The sequence below is a fragment of the Marinobacterium profundum genome (assembly GCF_001528745.1).
In the GTDB taxonomy this organism is placed as follows: Bacteria; Pseudomonadota; Gammaproteobacteria; order Pseudomonadales; family Balneatricaceae; genus Marinobacterium_A; species Marinobacterium_A profundum.
This window is the reverse complement of record NZ_BCNS01000098.1, coordinates 101,874-122,252: the sequence shown is the minus strand read 5'-3', so window position 1 is coordinate 122,252 and position 20,379 is coordinate 101,874. Positions and strand designations below refer to the sequence as shown.

The 20,379-nt window shown below is 53.1% G+C and carries 19 protein-coding genes; 12 read left to right on the top strand and 7 right to left on the bottom strand.

The genetic code is table 11. The features are described 5' to 3' along the window. Positions 1-373: 373 nt before the first annotated feature. The 3 genes from MPRO_RS08540 (at position 374) to MPRO_RS08530 (ending at position 3,658) form a co-directional block, all read left to right on the top strand. On the top strand, positions 374-2,107 hold the full coding sequence (locus tag MPRO_RS08540; protein WP_067290384.1) for a PHA/PHB synthase family protein: 1,734 nt from the start codon (positions 374-376) through the stop codon (positions 2,105-2,107). 69 nt (positions 2,108-2,176) lie between these two features. Continuing rightward, entirely contained in the window at positions 2,177-2,929 is a 753-nt protein-coding gene (locus MPRO_RS08535) for a hypothetical protein (protein ID WP_067290383.1), read from the top strand. A gap of 384 nt (positions 2,930-3,313) precedes the next feature. Next, positions 3,314-3,658 (top strand): cupin domain-containing protein, encoded by a 345-nt coding sequence (locus MPRO_RS08530; protein WP_067290381.1) that lies wholly within the window; start codon positions 3,314-3,316, stop codon positions 3,656-3,658. Positions 3,659-3,855: 197 nt separating this feature from the next. Here MPRO_RS08530 and MPRO_RS08525 read toward each other — a convergent pair whose 3' ends face one another. Beyond that, the gene (locus MPRO_RS08525) at positions 3,856-4,341 is read right to left on the bottom strand and encodes a GNAT family N-acetyltransferase (RefSeq protein ID WP_067290378.1); all 486 of its coding nucleotides are present in this window, start codon (positions 4,339-4,341) and stop codon (positions 3,856-3,858) included. Between the two features lie 500 nt (positions 4,342-4,841). Beyond that, positions 4,842-5,735 (bottom strand): LysR family transcriptional regulator, encoded by an 894-nt coding sequence (locus MPRO_RS08515; RefSeq protein ID WP_067290369.1) that lies wholly within the window; start codon positions 5,733-5,735, stop codon positions 4,842-4,844. A gap of 188 nt (positions 5,736-5,923) precedes the next feature. Here MPRO_RS08515 and MPRO_RS08510 point away from each other — a divergent pair, with 188 nt between their 5' ends. The 5 genes from MPRO_RS08510 (at position 5,924) to MPRO_RS08490 (ending at position 8,803) form a co-directional block, all read left to right on the top strand. After that, complete coding sequence (locus MPRO_RS08510) at positions 5,924-6,643, top strand: outer membrane protein (protein WP_067290366.1); 720 nt, start codon at positions 5,924-5,926, stop codon at positions 6,641-6,643. Continuing rightward, positions 6,609-7,064, top strand: coding sequence for a nuclear transport factor 2 family protein (locus MPRO_RS08505; protein WP_216821272.1), 456 nt, complete (start codon positions 6,609-6,611; stop codon positions 7,062-7,064). The genes MPRO_RS08510 and MPRO_RS08505 overlap by 35 nt, the downstream gene beginning before the upstream one ends. Beyond that, positions 7,043-7,549, top strand: coding sequence for a cytochrome b (locus MPRO_RS08500; protein ID WP_082708583.1), 507 nt, complete (start codon positions 7,043-7,045; stop codon positions 7,547-7,549). Before MPRO_RS08505 ends, MPRO_RS08500 begins: the two co-directional genes overlap by 22 nt. 69 nt (positions 7,550-7,618) lie before the next feature. Next, the gene (locus MPRO_RS08495) at positions 7,619-7,900 is read left to right on the top strand and encodes a hypothetical protein (protein ID WP_067290357.1); all 282 of its coding nucleotides are present in this window, start codon (positions 7,619-7,621) and stop codon (positions 7,898-7,900) included. 48 nt (positions 7,901-7,948) lie between these two features. After that, on the top strand, positions 7,949-8,803 hold the full coding sequence (locus MPRO_RS08490) for an SDR family oxidoreductase (RefSeq protein WP_067290354.1): 855 nt from the start codon (positions 7,949-7,951) through the stop codon (positions 8,801-8,803). Positions 8,804-8,877: 74 nt separating this feature from the next. Here MPRO_RS08490 and MPRO_RS08485 read toward each other — a convergent pair whose 3' ends face one another. From MPRO_RS08485 to MPRO_RS08470, 4 genes are all read right to left on the bottom strand, one after another. Next, positions 8,878-9,969: a patatin-like phospholipase family protein gene (locus MPRO_RS08485; protein WP_067290351.1), complete on the bottom strand. Its 1,092-nt coding sequence runs from the start codon at positions 9,967-9,969 to the stop codon at positions 8,878-8,880. After that, positions 9,969-10,763, bottom strand: a complete 795-nt coding sequence (locus tag MPRO_RS08480; protein ID WP_067290348.1) for a 3-hydroxybutyrate dehydrogenase — start codon at positions 10,761-10,763, stop codon at positions 9,969-9,971. The genes MPRO_RS08485 and MPRO_RS08480 overlap by 1 nt, the downstream gene beginning before the upstream one ends. Before the next feature lie 312 nt (positions 10,764-11,075). Continuing rightward, positions 11,076-11,951, bottom strand: a complete 876-nt coding sequence (locus tag MPRO_RS08475) for a GNAT family N-acetyltransferase (protein ID WP_067290345.1) — start codon at positions 11,949-11,951, stop codon at positions 11,076-11,078. A 124-nt stretch (positions 11,952-12,075) separates the two neighbouring features. Then, on the bottom strand, positions 12,076-13,104 hold the full coding sequence (locus MPRO_RS08470; RefSeq protein ID WP_067290341.1) for a YHYH protein: 1,029 nt from the start codon (positions 13,102-13,104) through the stop codon (positions 12,076-12,078). A gap of 358 nt (positions 13,105-13,462) precedes the next feature. On the opposite strand from MPRO_RS08470, the gene MPRO_RS08465 reads away from it, so the two are divergent. The 4 genes from MPRO_RS08465 to MPRO_RS08450 all read left to right on the top strand — a co-directional run bounded on the left by MPRO_RS08465 (position 13,463) and on the right by MPRO_RS08450 (position 16,651). Further along, entirely contained in the window at positions 13,463-14,953 is a 1,491-nt protein-coding gene (locus MPRO_RS08465) for an ATP-binding protein (RefSeq protein ID WP_500778569.1), read from the top strand. A gap of 5 nt (positions 14,954-14,958) precedes the next feature. After that, a complete protein-coding gene (locus tag MPRO_RS08460; RefSeq protein WP_245635057.1) occupies positions 14,959-15,684 on the top strand; it encodes a response regulator in 726 nt (241 codons plus the stop codon). A gap of 129 nt (positions 15,685-15,813) precedes the next feature. After that, on the top strand, positions 15,814-16,290 hold the full coding sequence (locus MPRO_RS08455; protein ID WP_067290331.1) for a hypothetical protein: 477 nt from the start codon (positions 15,814-15,816) through the stop codon (positions 16,288-16,290). 91 nt (positions 16,291-16,381) lie between these two features. Then, complete coding sequence (locus tag MPRO_RS08450) at positions 16,382-16,651, top strand: hypothetical protein (protein WP_067290328.1); 270 nt, start codon at positions 16,382-16,384, stop codon at positions 16,649-16,651. A gap of 563 nt (positions 16,652-17,214) precedes the next feature. Here MPRO_RS08450 and MPRO_RS08445 read toward each other — a convergent pair. After that, complete coding sequence (locus MPRO_RS08445; RefSeq protein WP_067290325.1) at positions 17,215-19,824, bottom strand: alkaline phosphatase family protein; 2,610 nt, start codon at positions 19,822-19,824, stop codon at positions 17,215-17,217. Positions 19,825-20,379 lie beyond the last annotated feature (555 nt).

The window sequence follows — 20,379 nt, the reverse complement described above, 5'->3', positions numbered from 1 at the left end:
ATTGCTGCGGCATCCAGAAAGGCTTTATAAATTTTCGCAGGCTTGGTGCGCAACACACGATGAAGACGAACGGTTCCCGTAGTCATAGCCATTTCTCCTTTTGCCAGAACTGCTTTGGTCTTAGGTCTTCATTATCAACATCTATGCAGCATAGCGCCTGAAACTCAATTTTGAACGCAGGTGACGGCAGCTTTCAGCCCCACACCAAGCGTTGCGGAGATGCACGGCTACCGATCTCACACATCATTGGGGCCTCAAGCCAGCCCCCTATCAGATCCAAAGCATCAGGTAGCTTGGTCTATTATGTCCTTTACTTGACGCGGGCGCAGGCACTGGCCGGAGCACTCTATCACTCAACATCCGAGATCAGCCCATGGACAACAAAAACCTTGATAAGGTAACCCAAGATTTCCTGGACGCCATGACCACAGAATCCCAAAAACTAATGGAGATGTTCGGTGGCAAGGCAGACTCCGGTAACGAATATCTGGAAAAGTTCAACGAGGCCTGGGGCCAGATGTTGAATGCCCCACAGGCCCCCGATGACTTGATGAAGGCCGTCAGTGACTACCAGAAAAACCAGCTGGAAGTCTGGGCGGGGTTACTCGGTAATACCCCTGGTGCAGCCACCAAGCCCGCCCCGGGGGATCGCCGCTTCAATGCAGAGGAATGGAGTGAAAACCCGGTTTTCAACTACATCAAAGAGTCCTACCTGATGGCCTCGCACATGCTTCGCAAAACGGCCCAGAACGCCAATCTGGACCCTAAAAGGCAGAAAAAGCTGGAATTTTACACCCAGCAATACATTGATGCCCTTTCCCCCAGCAACTTCGCCGCCACCAACCCTGAAGTAATCAAGCACGCCATTGATACCAAGGGACAGAGTCTGATGGATGGCCTGCAGAACCTGATGGGAGATATGGAGAAGGGTCGCATCAGCACGACCGATGAAACGGCCTTCACCCTCGGCGAAAACATAGCCACAACGCCAGGCGCTGTTATCTTCGCAAACGAGCTCATGCAACTAATCCAGTACAGCCCAGCTACGGACAAGGTCGCCGGACGGCCGCTGCTGATCATTCCGCCGTGCATCAACAAGTTTTATATTCTCGATCTGCAGCCCCATAACTCCTTCGTTAAATATGCCGTTGACCAGGGCAACACCGTCTTCCTAATATCCTGGGTTAACGCCACGCCGGAGCAACGACACCTGTCCTGGGACAACTACGTGGAAAGCGGCGTTTTCAAGGCGCTGGAGGTTGCCAAAGCGGTTAGCGGCAGCAAGCGGGTCAACTGCGTAGCCTGGTGCGTGGGCGGCACTATCACCGCCAGCGCCATGGCCGTTTTGGCGGCACGCAAAGACAGCACAATCAGCTCCGCCACCTTCCTCACCACCCTCACGGACTTTGAAAATCCGGGTGAGATTGAGGTTTTCATCGACAACGATGACGCAGAGAAGATCCTGGGCGACGTGGACGCGGCCGGCGTACTGGACGGTAAAAACCTGGCCAATGTGTTCAATATGCTGCGTTCCAACGACCTGATCTGGTCCAACGTGGTCAACAGCTACCTTAAGGGCAAATCCCCGGCGCCCTTCGACATTCTGTACTGGAACAGCGACCCCACCAGCCTGCCGGCGGACATGTACAGTTACTACCTAAGCAACATGTACCAGCAGAATAACCTGATCAAACCCGACTGCCTCAGCATCTGCGGCGAGAAGGTCAACCTCGGCAAAATCACTACCCCCTGCTACTTCCTGTCCTGCGTTGACGACCATATTGCACCCTGGAAAAGCACCTTCGCCGCCACCGATATAATCCCAAATGTGGAATTCGTACTGGGTGGCAGCGGCCACGTGGCCGGCGTTATCAACCCGGCCTCCAAGAACCGCCGCAACCACTGGATTAAAGGTGAAAGCGGCAAAGGCCCCGATCACTGGCTGGCAACCGCCAAAGACGTACAGGGCTCCTGGTGGAACCACTGGGCTCCCTGGGTCAAGAAACGCGCTGGCAAGCAGGTTGCCGCACCCGAGGCTCTGGGCAACAAAGATTACCCTCCGCTGGAACCAGCACCCGGCAGCTTTGTTAAGGCGCGCATTAAGTAGCCGCTGATTGCTGATTATCGAGCGGGCTCGCTGTGGTTATCCTTAGCTTAAGCGTGGGAGAAACCGACCATGCAGGATACATTTCCCGTAACCCTAAAAGCCTGGTGTTATCGTCGCCGTTCTGCGATTACGGGCCTGCTATTCTTTGTTGTGTCCCTGCTGCTTCTCTTTACTGAGCCCTTGCCTCAGAGCCTGGATTACCACGCATTTGCGGACCGGCGTCCGTTCCGCGAGCTACCCAATGCTCTCAATGTGCTGTCCAATCTGCCCTTTGCTCTGGTTGGCATTATCGGATTGTCCGTTTTAAGGAAACGGCCTGGCGTTGGTCGTGAGCTGACCGCCATCTACGTCTGCTTTATGGGTAGCCTTGTCTGCGTTGCGCTCGGATCAGCCTGGTACCACCTGAATCCCGACAACAACACCCTCGTCTGGGACCGGCTGCCATTGGCGGTATGCTTTGCAGCCTTTACATCGATCGTGGTCGCGGAGCGACTTGGCCTGGGTGCAGGGCGCGAACTCTTTCCCTGGTTAGTCTCGCTGGCAATCTTGAGTGTCCTGTACTGGCACTGGCGTGACGACCTAAGGCTGTATCTGTTAGTACAGTTCGGACCGGTACTGATATTGCCGCTGATAATCTTGGTATTCCCAGGGCCCGGGACGGTCTGGTTGTGGCTGACGCTGGCATTTTATGTGCTGGCCAAGGTGCTGGAATTCTTGGATGCGCCTGTCTTCGAACTCAGCGGCTATCTTCTGAGTGGTCATACGCTCAAGCATCTTGCGGCAGCGGCTGGCACCCTGATGCTGGTACTTAAGGTCTATTAGCACAGCGCCTATAGGCGCGGGCAAAACAAGGCCCCGCTGAAGGGGTCCGATAAATTAACCTGATGACAGCTGTCGATGCACGGCACCGGATGCTAACAGCATCCTGGACAGGACAGGCCAGGCAGAATGATCAGCGGGCCAAAGTGGCAACAGGTTCTATCTACGAGCCTATAACAGGGTCAAACGTTAGCCGACGGTGATCCTCGGACTGCTAACAAAAGACAAAATCCCTTTTGTACCACGGCAGATACGCCCTACAGCGTGTGGCCGGTTACGACATCGCAGCAGGTGCATTTCAGACCTTTCAGTGTCGGAACCAGACACCCTGCCCTATGGCACTGGCACTACACTGATGGGCCTTTCATCAGATCGCATGGAACTGACATGTCTGATTTTATCACCGTAATGCGCGAAACCTGTCCCACTCCAGTCGTAGACGCTACCAAGTGGAAGCGCATCGGTGGCGACCCGCACACCGTAAACCTTAACGCCTACCTCTCCGAGGACGGCAGCAAGATCATGGGTACCTGGATCTGCACCCCCGGCAAATTCGAAGTTGTTTACGATAAATGGGAGTTCTGCCACTTCCTCGACGGCTACTGCATCATCACGCCAGAAGGCGAGCAGCCAGTACACCTGAAGGCCGGCGATGTGTTCGTGATCGAACCCGGCATGAAAGGCACCTGGGAAGTAGTCGAAACAGTACGCAAGTACTTCGTCTTCGCCTAAGCCTTTAGCTCAGTAGATTGAGCTGAGCGTCCACCGGATCAGGCCTTGTATTTTGCTATCAAAAGACAAGGCCTGGCCCCGTCACTGCGAGTAACCACCCGCTGTCCAACTGCCAGAAACCACGCAACTACCGTATCGCCAAGGTCGATTGCAGAGACGAAGCCCCAACGTATGACCCGTCGTAGTGCCTGGCATTGTTATGCCGAAAAATTGTGAATCATAAGCTGAGCATCTTCGCCGTAACTTGAGCACAGCTCGTGGTTTGCGGTAGCTGCAAAGCCCTGCTTTTTCCAGAACTCCACGGAGTCTTGTACTGAAACCAGTCTAACCTGCTGAAAACCAGATCCTTTCGCAATTTTAAGCAAATGTGCCACCATCTTTCTTCCAAGGCCATCACCTTCGCCTGCACTTGAAATCGCCAAATCATGCAAAAAAAGTACAGTACCTTCCGTTCCAACTGGTAGCGTTTTAAAGAGCTTTGGCGGCACTTCACTATTCCAGGAGTGGGCCAACAAATACCCAACCACTTCTCCTGACTTTTCATATACGAAACAACTTTCAGGTGACCGCAACCACTTACTTTTCAAAACTTCCAAACTTTCAGGCTCGATCTGTGAATAGGCTTCAGCCTGAACCTTTAATATTTCCGACCAAATATCTTCATTTATTTTCTTGATTGGCATCATCGCCCCCTAAATATTTATTGCATATAACCAAGTTAAGCGACACAAAAGTAGCGCAGAATTTTTGTGAAAAATACCGGCGACACTATACCTATTTCCATCAACGCTTTTAGCGTTCGTCCCGAGCGTCCTGGGGCAAATACCTTTCCAGTAACAGTCCGTCATTCTGAATCACCAAGTGCGGAGTGTACGTAAAAAATGGACCACTTTCTGCTTCGCTCGTGAACTGAGGCATAAGCCCAATGTAATATAGATGGTCGCACTCGCAGAAAATTTTTACTGCACCGATTACCGCGTTGAGTTCCGTGGTGCCGGTACCCTGGCACAACAAATTGAACCATCCTGGTTATCTGCAACCTCCTTTTCCAACGAGAGTTCTATCCTACAAGGACATTAGATTGGAGCGCGGAGATAGGTATCTATCCCCGGAATTGCGGAAAAAGTTATTCGCGCCAATAACCACTTAACTTCTAAACAGAGTGAAACACTACACCAGCAAATCAGGGCAAAAGCACCGCCCTGTCGTCAAGAAAGAACTCGATCAACCTGCGTGTCAAGGCCTTCTTGGGGCCAAAGTCTGGCCAAACGGCATAGACGCCAAGATCCGGCACGCTCCATTGCGGCATGACCTGGACAAGTTTGCCCGAAGCGATCTCTTCTTCGACTTCGCCAAGCGGGAGGTGCCTCACGCCGAGGCCCGCAAGGATCGCGGATTTCGCCGATCCAATAGTATCCACTTCCAGGCGCACGTTATCTGGCTGGAAAGAGACAGACCTGCCGTCGCACTCGAAGGTCATCGCATCGGGTAGCATCGAGATCGCAATAAAATCGCAGGCCGCGAGGTCCTCGAACGTTTTTACTGCTCGCCGCGACGCCAGATAATCGGGCGAAGCGACCAGAACGCGCCCGAAATCGGTAATGCGACGGCTCTTGAGTCTGCTGTCAGCAAGCGTTCCCAACCGGATCGCAAGATCAATGCCTTCCTTGACCAGATCCGCCTGTGTATCGCTACTTTGAAGCGAAATCGCTACCAGAGGGTGCAATCGGGCGAAGTCCCAAAGTTTTAGACGCAACCCCGTCCGCTCGCCCCACGCAGGCATGGTGATGCGCAGCGCACCGACAGGTTCGTCGCTGATTGCGCTCAGAGCATCAAGGGCCTCATCACCGGCGGCAACCATCCGGCGGGCCGGTGCCAGGGCGGTACGCCCCTCGGCCGTGAGGGACATCGACCGGGTCGAGCGGAAGAATAGCGCCATGCCCATCTTTGCCTCAAGCCGGGAAAGGTGGTGGCTGATGACAGAGGTGGAGAGCTTCAACCGCCGCCCTGCGGCGCTAAGGCTGCCCGCATCGGCGACGGCAACGAATACGGCGAGAGCGCGATAGTCCTCGATCATCTTTCTAATTCCTGAAAGTATCTTTTCGCCAATAATAGGCTAATCGAAAAGCAACGCCCACTATATGATGACGGTCAGACAAACAGGAGACGACCGTGCCCGGACCTGACCTGGCAACGGACCCTCTGAAATCTCCATGCCTGACACGCACCGAGGAGACCTGGAATCCGAATACAGAGGAGCGCCTGATGATATCGTATCGAAACAAAGTTTTGCTTGTCACAGCAACGGCACTAGGCCTTGCTGGCACAGTCCACGCCGAAGGCATCTACGGCACGGCCATGATCGGCGCGAGCCATCAGGTGGGCGACTCCAAACCCTATGGCAACAACATTGCCGCCGACCAGGATTTCCCGGGCAAGTTCGACACCGGCGATGGGGCCATGGGGGCCTTGGGGATCGGTTATGCTTTCAACAACCAATTCCGGGTCGAAGGCCGCCTTAGCCTTCACCGTGCCGATTTCGACAGCCAGCAGTTCGGAACCGGCGCCCGTGCTGGCGAAGAATACGTTCTGAACGGTGATATAAAAAGCACCACCCTGACCATCGAAGGCTTCTACGACATTCCGGTGAACGATAGGTTCGCGCCTTATGTGAAGGCCGGTGTCGGCGTGACGCGCAACCGCTATTCCGCACGCCTTGGCGGGGCCGGCGTTGCCGCGTTTGACTCCTTTGACGGTACGACCGACGGCTACTACGACGCCTACGATGACCAGACCTCAACCGAATTCACGTGGAATGTCGGATTTGGCGGCAGCCTGGCCCTGAACGATCAGTTCACTCTGTTTGGCGAGTATCAATACGTGGATTTCGGGGATGCCAGCACCGGACAGGATGCCTTTACCGACGGTTTTCGCGTCAATACATCCGCCCATGAAATCCTTTTCGGTGCGCGCGCCGATTTCTAATCCTCCGACAATCTGCAAAACTGGAGGAAAAGGGCAACTCGGTGAAATACAACGAAGCTGGCAAATTCTAACTGCCACCCTGGCAAGCCTGGACACCGTTATGGCCTTTATGGGCGCCATGGGGGCCGGCGACATGGTCAGACACAACGAAGGAGACAAGAGTATGGCGTGGATCGGCCCGTGGAAAGGTAAAGAAAAAATCTTCGAATTCCTGCCCATTTTCGGCGAGAATTTTCAGACGACCCAATGGAAAATCACCGATGCAGTCTTTGGACAAATGAACGGGATCACCACGAAATCTGGCGCAGAAATTGGAGAATTCAGCTTTGCCCTGGGTGCCAAGGTCCGTGATGGTCAGGTTGCTCTGTGGCACTGGTTCGAAGACAGCTTTCGTCAGCCATGCGTTTCACCGCTGATATGAACCCCAAAGGCTATTCACGCCCTCAGATCGCGTTGCACTGGATCGCCGCCGTGCTGATCGTCGCGCAATTCGTCCTTCATGATCCCATCGTCGCTGCGTGGGAGGCTATATCAAAGGGCGAGGCGCCCGAGGTCGGCCTTCTTGTATGGTGGCATCTAATTGGCGGCTCGCTGATCCTGGCACTGGTGGTTTGGCGTCTTGCACTAAGGATGAAACGAGGTGTTCCCGCGTTGCCAGATAAGGAGGCGCCTCTGCTCAAGGGACTGGCGCATCTGACCCATTGGTCGCTTTATGCGCTGATGTTCATCTTGCCGATTACAGGCCTGGCCACATGGTTTGGCGAGAACGAGACCGCTGATTTCATTCACACGACTCTGAAACTGCCGCTCCTTGTGCTGGTGCTTCTGCATTTTGCGGCTGCGCTATTCCAGCAATTTGTCTTGCGAACAGGTTTGATCAACCGGATGCTGCGGGCCGAAAAATAAGGTCTGGTTTGCATTCGGCCTTGCGGATCAGCACCGGTACGTCGGGCGCCCCCCGGAGGCGTGCCGGAAATGGGTGCCATCGAGGACTTTTTCATGAGCCAGCGCGGCCTCTGGGAAGTGCTTGGCGAATGGTCTTTCTACGCTGCGGTTGGCATCAATCTGCACGTTCTGGTCGACGACAGGGATGGGTTTCTCACCGGAGACCGGCTGCGCGGCCTTGTTCCCTTCTGGAAATCGGCCTCCGTCTGGTTTTGCGATCCCGCCGGTTTCAGGCAAGCGCTGCAGCGCGATCTCAGGGCGCATGGTTTGAATACAGACTATTTCCACCAAGAACTGTTCAACATACGTTGAGAGTCTGCAGCGCCCCGAACTCATTCAAAAAACGCAGGAGTGAATACCATGACTATCGCAGTCACCGCCGTCTCGGGACAACTTGGCGCGGCAATCGCCAAGGCCCTCATCGCGATGAACATGGGCGAGACCATCGTCGGCCTCGCCCGCAGCCCCGACAAGGCACAGGGGCTGGGTATCGAAATCCGCCCCGGCGATTATGACCACGCCGAACAGCTTCGCGCTTCTCTGGCCGGGGCCGACACCTTGCTGCTGGTGTCCGGCATGGCCGCACCGGAAAACCGGATCCAACAGCACCGCAACGTGATCAACGCCGCCAGGGCTGCCGGGGTGAAGAAGATCGTCTATACCAGCGTCCAGGGCGCTGAGGAAGGGACGGCCTTCTCCTCCATCATTCAGAGCAATCGCCAGACCGAGGCCGATATCCGCGACAGTGGCCTCAACTGGGTCGTCGGCCGCAACGGGATCTATATCGAGCCGGATGTGGAGTATATCGATAACTACCGCAAGGCTGGAGAGGTCGCCAATTGCGCCGGAGAAGGTCGCTGCGGCTACACCACCCGCTGCGAACTGGCCTTCGCCTATGCCCGCATGCTGACCGGAGAAGAGCACGACGGTCACACCTATAACCTGCACGGCACGCCGCTCACCCAGGCAGCGCTGACGGATCACCTGAACCGGGCCTTTGGCACCGAACTGACCTATCGCCCGATATCCCACGCCGAGTTCAAGGCAGACCGCATCGCCGAACTGGGCGAGTTCATAGGTACGATCATCGCCGGGATCTACCAAGGCATCCACGCCGGCGCCCTCGACAACCCGAACGATTTCGAAGTCGCAGCCGGCCGGCCGCACCAGAGTTGGGATGACTACTTTGGATCGATTCAACTCGGTTTAAAATGATCGACGTGGTCTTGTCATAGAACACCTCATCTGCGGTGGTGACTGTACCACCTAAATCGGTGCCCGGAATCGCCTTACCCTTGATGTTGTGAACTGATGCCCATGAACATGGTGCGCAAATCGACCGTCGAACGCTCTCCTACATCATCGAAATGCCTCTCCAGCCACTGTGTCGCTGTATCGCGCCCCAAATCACGCAGATGGATCAGAAACTCCCATTCCGTGTTCATCTTGGACGATGCCCCCAGCGGGATCAGGGCGTTTTGGTTTTCGATAATATGAATGCGTTCGCGGCGATATTGAGTCTCGTCCAGCTTGCCCTCGTCGATCAGCCGGGCAACGAAATCAATCGACCTGAGTTCGTTGAGAAGGCTGGAGTTAAAAGAAATCTCGTTGAGGCGGTTCTGGATCTCGTGCGCCGTGCGCGGGGTACCCTTGCGTTCGACCGGGTTGATCTGGATGACGACGATATCGGCGCAACCGCTGCCGCGATGGAACGGGAACAGCGCCGGGTTGCCCATATAGCCGCCATCCCAGTAAGGCACGCCGTCAATTACCACCGCTTGAAAGACGTTCGGTAGACAGGCCGATGCCAACACCATGTCAGACGTCAGATGGTGGCTGTCGAAGACCTTGACCTTGCCGGTCTCGACATTGGTTGCGGAGATATAAAGCTTGATGCTGTGGCAGTTTTGAACGCAGAAGAAATCGACACAGTCTTCCATCACATCGCGCAAAGGGTTCATATTCAGCGGGTTGAGCTGATAGGGCGAGAATAGCCGCGTCAGCGCATCCATTGCGTGATAGCCCCAGGACCGATCAAGGCTCCAGCTCCCCATCATCACGTCAATCGGCGCGCGTTTGATCGGGCTGTTCTTTGCAGCATCAGACATGGTGCGCCAGAAATATTCCAGCTTTTCGCGCGCGCCATCGGCACCGCCGGCAGTAAAGCCATCGGCCAGTACCACTGCATTCATCGCGCCGGCCGAAGTACCGGAAATGGCATCGATCTCAAGTCGCCCGTCTTCCAGAATACGATCCAGCACACCCCAGGTAAAGGCACCGTGAGCACCTCCGCCCTGCAAGGCGAGGTTGATGCGTTTGCGATTGTTGGCGGGTTTGCGCGGCTTCGCGCTTTTGCTGGCAACTTTCAGAGTCTTATCCATCAATGGGCTGTCCATCCGCCGTCGACAGGCAAGGCGGTGCCGGTGATAGACGCAGCCCCATCGCTGCACAGAAACACCACAAGGGCGGCCAGTTCCTCAACAGTGGCGAATTTTTTAGTCGGTTGCGCTGAAAGCAGTACGTCACGGATCACCTGCTCTTCGGTCATGCCGCGCGCCCTGGCAGTGTCGGGGATCTGCTTTTCGACCAGCGGGGTCCAGACATAACCGGGGCAGATTGCGTTCACCGTCACGCCATGTTCCGCTACCTCCAGTGCAACGGTCTTGGTCAGCCCAACAATGCCATGCTTGGCCGCCACGTAAGCCGATTTGAACGGCGAGGCCACCAGCCCGTGCGCCGAGGCAATGTTGATAACCCGCCCCCATTTTCGCTCTTTCATGCCTGCTACCACCGCTTTGGTGGCATAAAAGGACGCCGACAGGTTCAGCGACAGGATCGCCTCCCATTTATCGTTGGGGAAATCCTCGATGGGCGAGACGAACTGAATACCGGCGTTGTTGACCAGCACATCCACCTGTCCAAAAGCGGTCTCGGCCGTGGCGATCAGGCTGCGTACACCCTCGGCTTTCATCATGTTGGCGGGCGAGTAGATTGCTTTGATGCCATGCGCATCTTCCAGCGCCTTGCGCGCGGGTTCGATCTGTTCGGCAGGCTCGATACCGTTCAGCACGATGTTGTAGCCAGCGGCGGCAAGCCCTTCGGCGATGCCGTGGCCGATGCCGCTGGACGATCCGGTGATAACGGCGGTTCTTGTACTAGTTTTTGGAGTGCTCATAGTAAGTCCCTTTAATAAGTCAGGTGAGGTAGTCGTGAACGATACGACCATAGCCTGTCATAGGGCAACGTCAGGCCGGCCTTGAACATCCCCCCTCGACAACACTGAGAACCGGCAGCTCGGCGACAGGCGCGTTGGTATGCGCGGTCAGGTGTTCCGGCACCATAGCTTAGATCGCGTCGGGATTGTTAAGATCAGTGATCACCAGAACCTGTAGGGGCCTTTTGAGTAACTTGGATTGGCAAGGGACACCGCGCCCGACCCACCTTTCTGTCAGCCCCCAGCAGCCATCACTATGATGACTGCCCCCAGCTACCCCACCTCAAACGACGTCACCCCAAAGATCCGCTCCAACGGCAGATCCGGCGCATCCCCCGTATACATGCGCGCAGTCTCAAACGCCACCGTCATCCCATGCCGCTCGGCCAGGGCGACAGCTGCAGTATTGGACTCAGGCGTATCAAGAAACATCGTCTCCCCCGCTCCAATGTGGGAGCTGAGCGCCACAAACAAGGTGTCAGCCAACTCAGGCGTATCGGCAAACAGGGGGCCTATCTTGTAGCCGCTGCGACAGGGGCGGATAACGCCGTAACCTGCGAGGGCACCACCTTGCAGTACACCGAGCGCATGACAGCCGGTCTGCCGCACCCAGCGGTTGATAAACAGGGTACGGTCCGCCGGGAAGAACGGCTGATCGTAGGCCTCTAGGGTCGCCTGCGGCAGCTTCGCCAACGCGACCACAGTGGCTGCTTTATCTGCAGCATTACCGGCCTCACTACCTTGGCTGTTACCCCCCAGGCCCTGGTAGCGGATATTGCGATAGGCAAAACGAAAGCCTGAGCGACGGTAGTTGTCCTGCTGATCCACCACACCGTCCAGGCCTATATTTCTCCCGTGCAGATACTCCATGCCTGCCTTCCAGAGCTGGATACCATACTCCTGGCCACGATATTCGGGACGCACTATATAAAAGCCCAGAAAACCAAAGCTATCGCCATAGCGAATAACGGAGATGCAGGCGATGGGCGTGCCATCCAGCAGACCGACCATAAATCCATTCGGGTCGGCCCTGTGGTAACAGTCAGCATCCTGCAAGCCGGGATTCCAACCCTCCTGCGCCGCCCACTCAATGGCGAGCTCTACCTCGCCCCGCGTCATGCTGCGAATGCTGTAAGTTTGATGCTGCATCCTGACCTCCCTGGTTCATCCCGCTAAGGCTTCAACCTGACCTGAGCCACAAACATCTAATTGCTGGCTGTGCTTCCATCAGTATAGCGAGGGCCTAATCAGGCGCAGCCTTGTCAGGAGCTCTTCATTTAGCCGGCATCCCTGGCGGTGGCGGGCGCTGTCCTGTCATTTCGCATGACTGACTGTCGCCCTCTAGCGCGCAACCCTGCTCAGCCTGGAAGCAGCCAAGAATTTGGTTTTCACCCGGATCATTCGCGTGGTAGTGATAGCCCATATCCCCGAACAGGTGACCGCCGCAGGGGTCCAGGTCGTTAGATTCGCTGCCGTTGGCATTAAGACGACTGTGTATCCTAAAGCCATCCATCGCATAACCAATGCTTGCCGCATGTTCACCGATTGAAGCCACCTCTTTGGTACACCCGGTGACGGCATGGTAGTGATAACCCACATGGGGATTTACATGACCGCCGCAATCGTCAAAGGGGGCCAGGGTATGGGAACCCAGAATGGCTTCAACGGGCGCAGGGGCATCAAACTTGACACCATTAAACGCCAGGCCTATACCCGAATGAAAATCAACCTGCTGAAGGTTACCCAAATAAACCGGATGGGCCGGGATTAAATAGGTAATTTCTTTCAGGTCTTCAACATAAGATGGTAGGCATTCAACGCAGTAGTTGCGATATTTTGGATCAACGTCTGGCCGTGCTGCCGCAACACAGGCATCCTTGCTGTCGGTAACTTTAACCGCCCCTGTTTCAGGGTTGAATAGCTGCCACTGCTTGTCTTGATAGAAAGCGGCAAGGTTTTCTACAAAGGCTCCATCAGCATCATAGACTTTGCCCTCGTTCAGCCAGATACCTGATTGATCGGGACCATCGCTAATGTTTCGCGGGCACCAGGGGCCCGTTTTATGCTCCGTCTGCAACGAAGTCACTGTAATACTGAAACATTCAGTTTTAGTGCCACCCGAAAGCGTGCACGGCACCAGCGTCGGCTCGACCCGGGTTGAGCTCTTATCGAACAAACCGGCAACCTGAGCCACGCGGGCGTCCTGGTGTGCCTCTGTCAATGCATTAGCCTGGTAGCCAGAGCAGGAGGTCAGCACAAGCGCTAATGCGGGAATAACCGTCAATTCAGCTATCGTTTTCATAGCAGGGTCCAATCTTAAGTTTTAATCATTCAGGCTACAGTGCAGCCCATGGGGAAAAGTAAGCGAGGCTGTTTGCATTATTCAGCTAATGCCCATGATTTTATAAATACCAAAATACATCCCTAATACCGCTACTATTGGCCACATGATGCCAAAACCATAATCCGGATAAAAGAATAATATTCAAATTTCCTGGTTAAATAATACCGTTCATCTCTGGGGATGATAACTAATTACACATAAACGGAGAAAGACCATAATTACTCCACATTTATGCGATAAAATAGCGATCGATTTCCAGTCAAGGTGGCATGACTGCCCTTGCGATATCCAGAACACACCCAGAAAAGGCAGACAGGTGCGATCCAGAATATTTGTTAAACTGCTGCTGACTCTATTGGCTACCCTTTCTGTGGCTCTGGTGTTGATGTTGCTTGTGGTGAACTGGTCTTTTCAACGTGGTTTTGTAGCCTACATCCAACAAAGTGAAGTTGAGCAGATCACCGAGCTGGCCGACTCGCTGGGCCAAGAGTACAACAGGCAGGGAAGCTGGGATTTCATCCGTGCCAATCAGGGCCGATGGCCGCATATTCTGGAATCAACCGGCCTAATTGCACCGCCGCCGCCTGGGCTTGCGCCCGGATCACAGCTTAGGCCGCCAGGCCCTCCCGAACAGGGCCCGGCAGAATTCAAGCGGCCTGAAGACGGGCACCCCGCGCCTGCGCGTGCGGATAGGCCCGCTGCGTCTGTGCCATTAGCCCATCGTATCAGTCTGCTGGATGTCGATCGCAAACCGCTCGCCGGCCCAAGAATCTCGCCTGGAAACACACACTGGATACCGATTGGTGCAGAAGGTGCTGCCGTGGGCTGGCTTAGCCTGCAGCCGATCGATGTGCTGAGCGATCAACTTGCCCGCAGCTTTATCAATCAGCAGCGTGACAGTTTTGTCTGGGTTGCACTCTCGGTACTGCTTATTTCGGTGCTGGTTGCCACAATATTAGCGCGCTGGTTCCTGCGCCCCATTCACCTGGTGGTACAGGGTGCGCAGCAGCTGTCGGCGGGCGACTACGAAGCCCGCGTTGCGGTAAAAGGGCAGGATGAACTGGCAGGACTGGCACTGAGTTTCAATCAGATGGCCACAGTGTTGCAGCGAAACGAACAGCTGCGTCGCCAGTGGGTTGCCGATATCTCCCATGAGCTGCGTACCCCGCTCGCCGTGCTCAGTGGCGAGATCGAAGCGCTGCAGGATGGTATCCGCAAGCCCACACGGCAGCGTATCGCGTCCCTGTACAACGATATTCGTGCCTTGAGCAGACTGGTTGAAGACCTGCATCAACTGTCGCTGGCGGATCATGGCACTATGGAGCTGATGCTAACCGAGGTGGATCTATATAATGTCGTGCAGCTTGTGCGAGGGTCCTTCGACCACCGTATGCAGGAGCATGGATTGAAACTGACGCTGATGGCGAATCCTTCCCAAAACCTGTGGGTGATTGGTGATGAACGCCGATTGGTTCAGCTGATCAGTAACTTGCTCGAGAATAGCCTCAGGTACACAGACGCAGGCGGCGAGGTGCAGCTGAAACTTTCGACCACAGGGAGCATGCTGAACCTTCAGGTGTGCGATAGCACGCCAGGTGTTCCAGAATCTGAGCTATCGAAAATTTTTGAGCGTCTTTACCGGGTGGATCAATCACGCAGCCGCGCGGTGGGCGGCTCGGGCCTGGGGCTTACCATCTGCAAGTACATCGTTGAGGCGCACGCAGGCCAGATTCTGGCCGAGAACCGGCCCCAGGGTGGATTAAGCATCCAGGTTCAATTGCCCCAGTCGAATAGGATAAAGCGTTGAGGAGTATGGACACGCCTATGTCCGCCGTGGCTAAAACGATTCTTATTGTCGAAGATGAACCTAAACTGGCGCAGCTGCTGCTGGAGTATCTGCAAGAAGCGGGCTTTCAGACCCATTGCCTGCACGACGGCGATCAGGTGATGCCCTGGCTCGACAGCCATCACGCCGACCTGCTGATACTGGATCTGATGCTACCGGGTAAAGATGGATTCAGCCTCTGCCGTGAGATCCGTGACCATAGCGATGTAGCTATTATTATGGCCACGGCCAGGGTTGTAGAGGCGGACCGACTGCAGGGGCTGGAGATCGGTGCGGACGATTATGTCTGCAAACCCTATAGCCTGAAGGAGATGGTCGCACGGGTGAAAGTGATACTGCGGCGCATTGATTCGAATTCATCCCGCGCCACCGGCCAGACAGTAACCGCCACCAAATTGTTCGACCTTAACCCGGCGAAGATGAGCATCGCGGTATTGTGCCAGCCGCTGGATCTGACACCGGTTGAATTCCGGTTACTGCAGCATTTCATCACACGCCCGAATATCGTTTTTAGTCGCGATGACCTGCTGAATGTCATCTATGACGATTACCGCCTGGTGTCCGAACGCACCGTGGACAGTCATATAAAGAATCTGCGCAAGAAGATTCAGCTGCATGTGCCCGACCGGGAGTTGATTCGCTCGATCTATGGCGTCGGCTATATTTTTGAAACTGACAATAGCGATCACTAACGCCTGCCGCCCTGAACCCCTGGTCGCTCCAACCAACGCCTGCCGGCACAATCGATTCCACATTGTCTCCATATTGTGAGCAGGCATTAGCGTTATTCTGGCCGAACATCAGTCTTCGGAGATAGAACGATGATCAGCGGAGTATCAGGTGCCGCCCCCATGGCCGCCTTCCAGTCTCAATCCAGCAATAATACTGCCTCACTGTCGGCTGAGCAGCGCCAGCTGATTGAGGAAACACTGGCTGAATTTGATCCCGACCAGCTGACAGAAGCTGACGCACTGTCCATCGTCGAAGCTTTTGCCGAAGCAGGCATCCAGCCCGGTCGCGAGATGGCTCAAGTCATGTCCTCGGCTGGCTTCGATGCCCAATCCATAGGTGATCTGGCAGGCATGGGCGGCGCGCAACAGCGTGGCACTCCCCCAGCTCCGCCGCCCTCACAAAGCCTGGATATCAGCGATGAGATGCTGCAAACCCTGAACACACTGCTGAATGACTATTACAGCGGCGACTTGTCAGAAGAAGACCAGGCCTCAACGCTCAGCTCAATCACTGACATTCTCAAACAAAGCGCGCCTGAAGGCGGCCTGATCAACGTATCTGCCTAATTCAGCCAACAAGGCGGCCTGGCCTCAAAGGCCGCCAAATTATTTTTCCACCAGAACTGCACAGATAGAAATATCGCCAAAGAGCAATGTGATGAATAAACAACGTATGATTTCACTGACCCTCGCCACTGCCCTGTTCGGGCTAATACCGACAATCAGCCTAGGCGCAGAAGATTCCGGCCAGAGGCGCCCTAAAAACGGCCCACCTCCCGAAGCCTTCGAGGCGTGCAAAGGCAAGCAGGTGGGTGATGTGGTGGGCATTACCGGTCGCAGGGGCGAACCCCTTGAAGCCAACTGCCAAGAAGAGCCCGCGGGGAAACTGGTAGCCGTGCCAACGTCAATGCCTGGCGGTAAGCGTTAATCGGGATCTAATGTGCCGGACACCTCGGTTAGGAAATAATTTCTGTAACCGGGGATAGATGATGACAGCAATAGATCAAAGAGCCCAATGAGTTAATAGCACTCGGATCGACTTTCTATATCAGGCAGTACAGTATGCAGCATACGTATGGACACGGATTCTCGGTAACAACATACGCTTTAACCTAAAAAAACGGTCTCAGGCACACGAATTTCCTTTGCGCAGCTTCCTTGATAAAGGTTCACATTGCCCAGCAGGTAATGATAAAGAAGCTGCCAAATTACCGGCGGGTTAATACATGAAGCAGGGATGCTTCATCATTGGCCGCAGGCCAATGTGAACGCCATCTCTTCGCCCCCAGAAGGCCAGCAAGTCCATGCACTTGCGCCCATTCTTTTAGGCTAAAGAGTTCTGGCGTGACGGACAAATAGGGAGGGAACCTATTTGTCCACCAGGTTAATAGCATGAACGGATCGAATTGAAAATTAAGCTAAGCGGGCTGCGCTTTTATACACAGCCCGCTGAGTGTTAATTTTGACGCGTTCAATTATGTTTTTAAACGATTAGTTAGCTTTTTCAAGTACCCAAATACTATCCTGATTATATGCATCTGTGGCTGTCGTCAAAAAAGAACCATCTGCTACTATAACCTGTTTTTTACCCAGTTTATCGTAGCCCTTGTTGATGAGTCGCACATGGTCGCCGTCCTTGACCATGCCAGAACTACCTACCAGTGATATTATCCATGCTTGATAATCTGCCGAATAGCCTTCGTAGTAATAATATATATCTTTCTTGTCGTTCCACGCTAAAAGAACATCGCAACGCTTTCCCTTATAAATTAAATCGGACTCTGTCGAAATAATTTCCGTGATAGCGCCATCGAAGATTGGCTGATTAGTCATCATCATACCATTTTCATTCATTGGGCCGTATTTACTCGAAGGTATTTTCAACTTAATACGTGCCGAAGCATCACCTAAGGTTGGATACCATTGCCCCCCTTTATACTTTGAATTATTTTTGACATATTTCCCCGTCTTAAGGTTTTTAAGGTAAAATTCATCTCCTCTTCGGAAAACATTAGATCCTGGCTGATCGTCCAAAATAGGTTCTACTGTCCAGTAGTTTTCATTCTTGTTAGTCGTGACATATCCATTATACCTCGAGTCCGGGGCCAGCCCTTGATTGTAGTATTCATTTATAATACAGACCTGATCTCCGAAACTTAAAGCACTAGCACCCTTGACTGTCTGGAGTATCCAGGTCTGCTTTCGGCAGTTGTCGCCCTCCATGTAGTCATTGAAATAATAACAATCATGAGAATCCTTCCAGGCACCTAAAACGTTATAAGAGCCTAAGCCATTATCGCCAGCATTCAATCTTGTTTTCGATTTATTCTCCACCGCACCAGAGTCCGGTCGATTACTGGCGTTCTGTAAATAAAACTGTGTAGCTGTTACGTTGGCATTTGAAGGAAATGGTTCATACCCCAAAGTTGGAAAATATTCACTCATCGCGGAATCTTCACTAAAAATAGAGAACGGCGCCACTTCATGCTCTTGGAATATTGAAATATATTTTCCATTCGAGGCTTTCAAATAGAATCGATCGTAATAACGAACCGGATCACCTATTTTGTGGGCGAGTTTTAAAAAGCGTACGTCTTTTTTATCTGTTCGAGGAGAAACCAGGGAAACGATATCATCAAAAGTAGGAGCCTGCTTTGTCCGTTCCCCAAAGTCACCTATTCGACTTCCCAGCCCCCTCCATTTTAGAATCGTAGCTATAAGGGATGTATGGTCAAAAGGAACATTGGTCGAAGACCGGAACACAGTTCCTTTTTCCACCCAAGGTGAAACTAGTATTGCTGGTACTCGCCCTCCGTAGCGATCAAATTTAAAATCGTGCTGCCGTTTAAAGTCAGGGGTTTTACCCTCACCCCAAGGGGGTATGGCAGCAGGTGGCGGTACATGATCATAAGAGCCAACGGGTTCGTCAAAAGTGATTATTAACAGAGTTTTTTCCCAAGCAGCCTTATTTGCGATAATACTTAAATATACTTGTTTAACCAGGTTCTCGGCAGCATCTGCGTTACCGGGTGGATGATAGTCATCACCCTGGTGAAACAGCGCTTTTTTCATTAATTCACCTTCGCCTGTACCTTTTTCACCGATGGTCCATTCTGGCTCTATAAAGGTAAAATTCGGCAACTGGCCTGAACGAGCTGCAATATGAAAATCATCCAGTTTTCCAAAATTAGAATCCGCATCCTTTATCTTAAGGATTTCTGGAAAAAGGCGGTGAACGTAATCAGATTCAAGTTTTGATGAACTTAATTCAATAAGATATCCCAGTAGAATATCCGCAGTTATTCCAGCAGGAACAAGGAGCGGGTTTGTTTGCATGAAAACATTGATAATCGGCAGAAGAATTTTCGACATTTTATCAATATTACTTTGCAACATCCCGCTTTCACGAAAAATTTTCCAGGTTGTCTTCCCATCATCTGCCAGTGCATTAAAAACAGTAGTAGTTTTAAATCGATCATCACCTAATTTATAACCAACTATTTTTTCTATGAGAGGAGCACGTTTGTCTTCTTCCAAAAAACCATTGTCAGCCAATCCCATTGAGGTTCCGCAAAATGCAAAAGCACGATTAGGGTTGGTTTGGGAGGGAACGGATGAAAACCACATATCACAGACAGCATAATGTTCAGCGAGACCATTGAGCACAGGTAATTGGTCCGGTGTATGGCTTTGCATTACTTGCTGAGCATAGAGCTTTACCTTATCTTCCGGATACTTTTGTTTTCTTAACAAGTTAGCGTAGTCGCGAACATAGCCGTTCATGGACGGTATTGCTGTTGCATCCGGGCTTTCTGTTCCAAAAAGCTGAGTATTAACCTGGAAAAAGTCTTCGCCTGGTGAAACATTCGGCACATTAAGTCCTTGCACTCCCCGTATGGGGCTAACCTTGATAGTTCCGGTCGAATCAACATTTTGATAGCTATTTAAGTCAAGACCCTGCAAGCCTTCATAGGCACGCTCACCCGGCTTCAGGTCAGGAACATTTCTGGCAGGTTCTCCTTTTTCGTAAAGCCAGCCCAACATACTGTCGAATGATCGATTTTCCAGCATTAGTACAACCACGTGCTCAATATTTTTCATCATATTTCCGTTAATATGTCATTTGGCCGTGCGAGTAATAAACCGAAAATCCGAGACGACCGTTCGGTATCCAGTGTTAACAAAAAAACACAGAGATACGCTCAGCTAACTCCATAGGCATAAAGTGCTCCAGCGTTTCTTGCTCATAGCCCGCTGCCGACAAAGTACACAGAGGGCCTAATTCCTACCTCTTTAAAAAGTAACTCGTTTTAGTCAAGGTCCATCTATCATCCAGGATTGCGTCCTTAAAAAAACCCATTGCCTGGCACCTGACAATTGGACCGGACACAAAGCTTAAAAAGCATTTTTGCGCCCGTCCGACAACCTAATGCCACATGCGAATATGCACAAGCACAGCCTGGGGAGGAGAATCGAGATTGGGGAGAGTATTCACCCAGCCTGGCTTCCATTGCTCAGCTGACGATTGTATTAGTGCCGCTGACACGTACGTCGACGTATATCCTGACCGCCGCCGCTTGCCATACGGTATTAAATAACCTAAGACTTCGGGGCGTCCAGCACAGGTATACAGCACCGCGCAGCAAACCCAAAAAT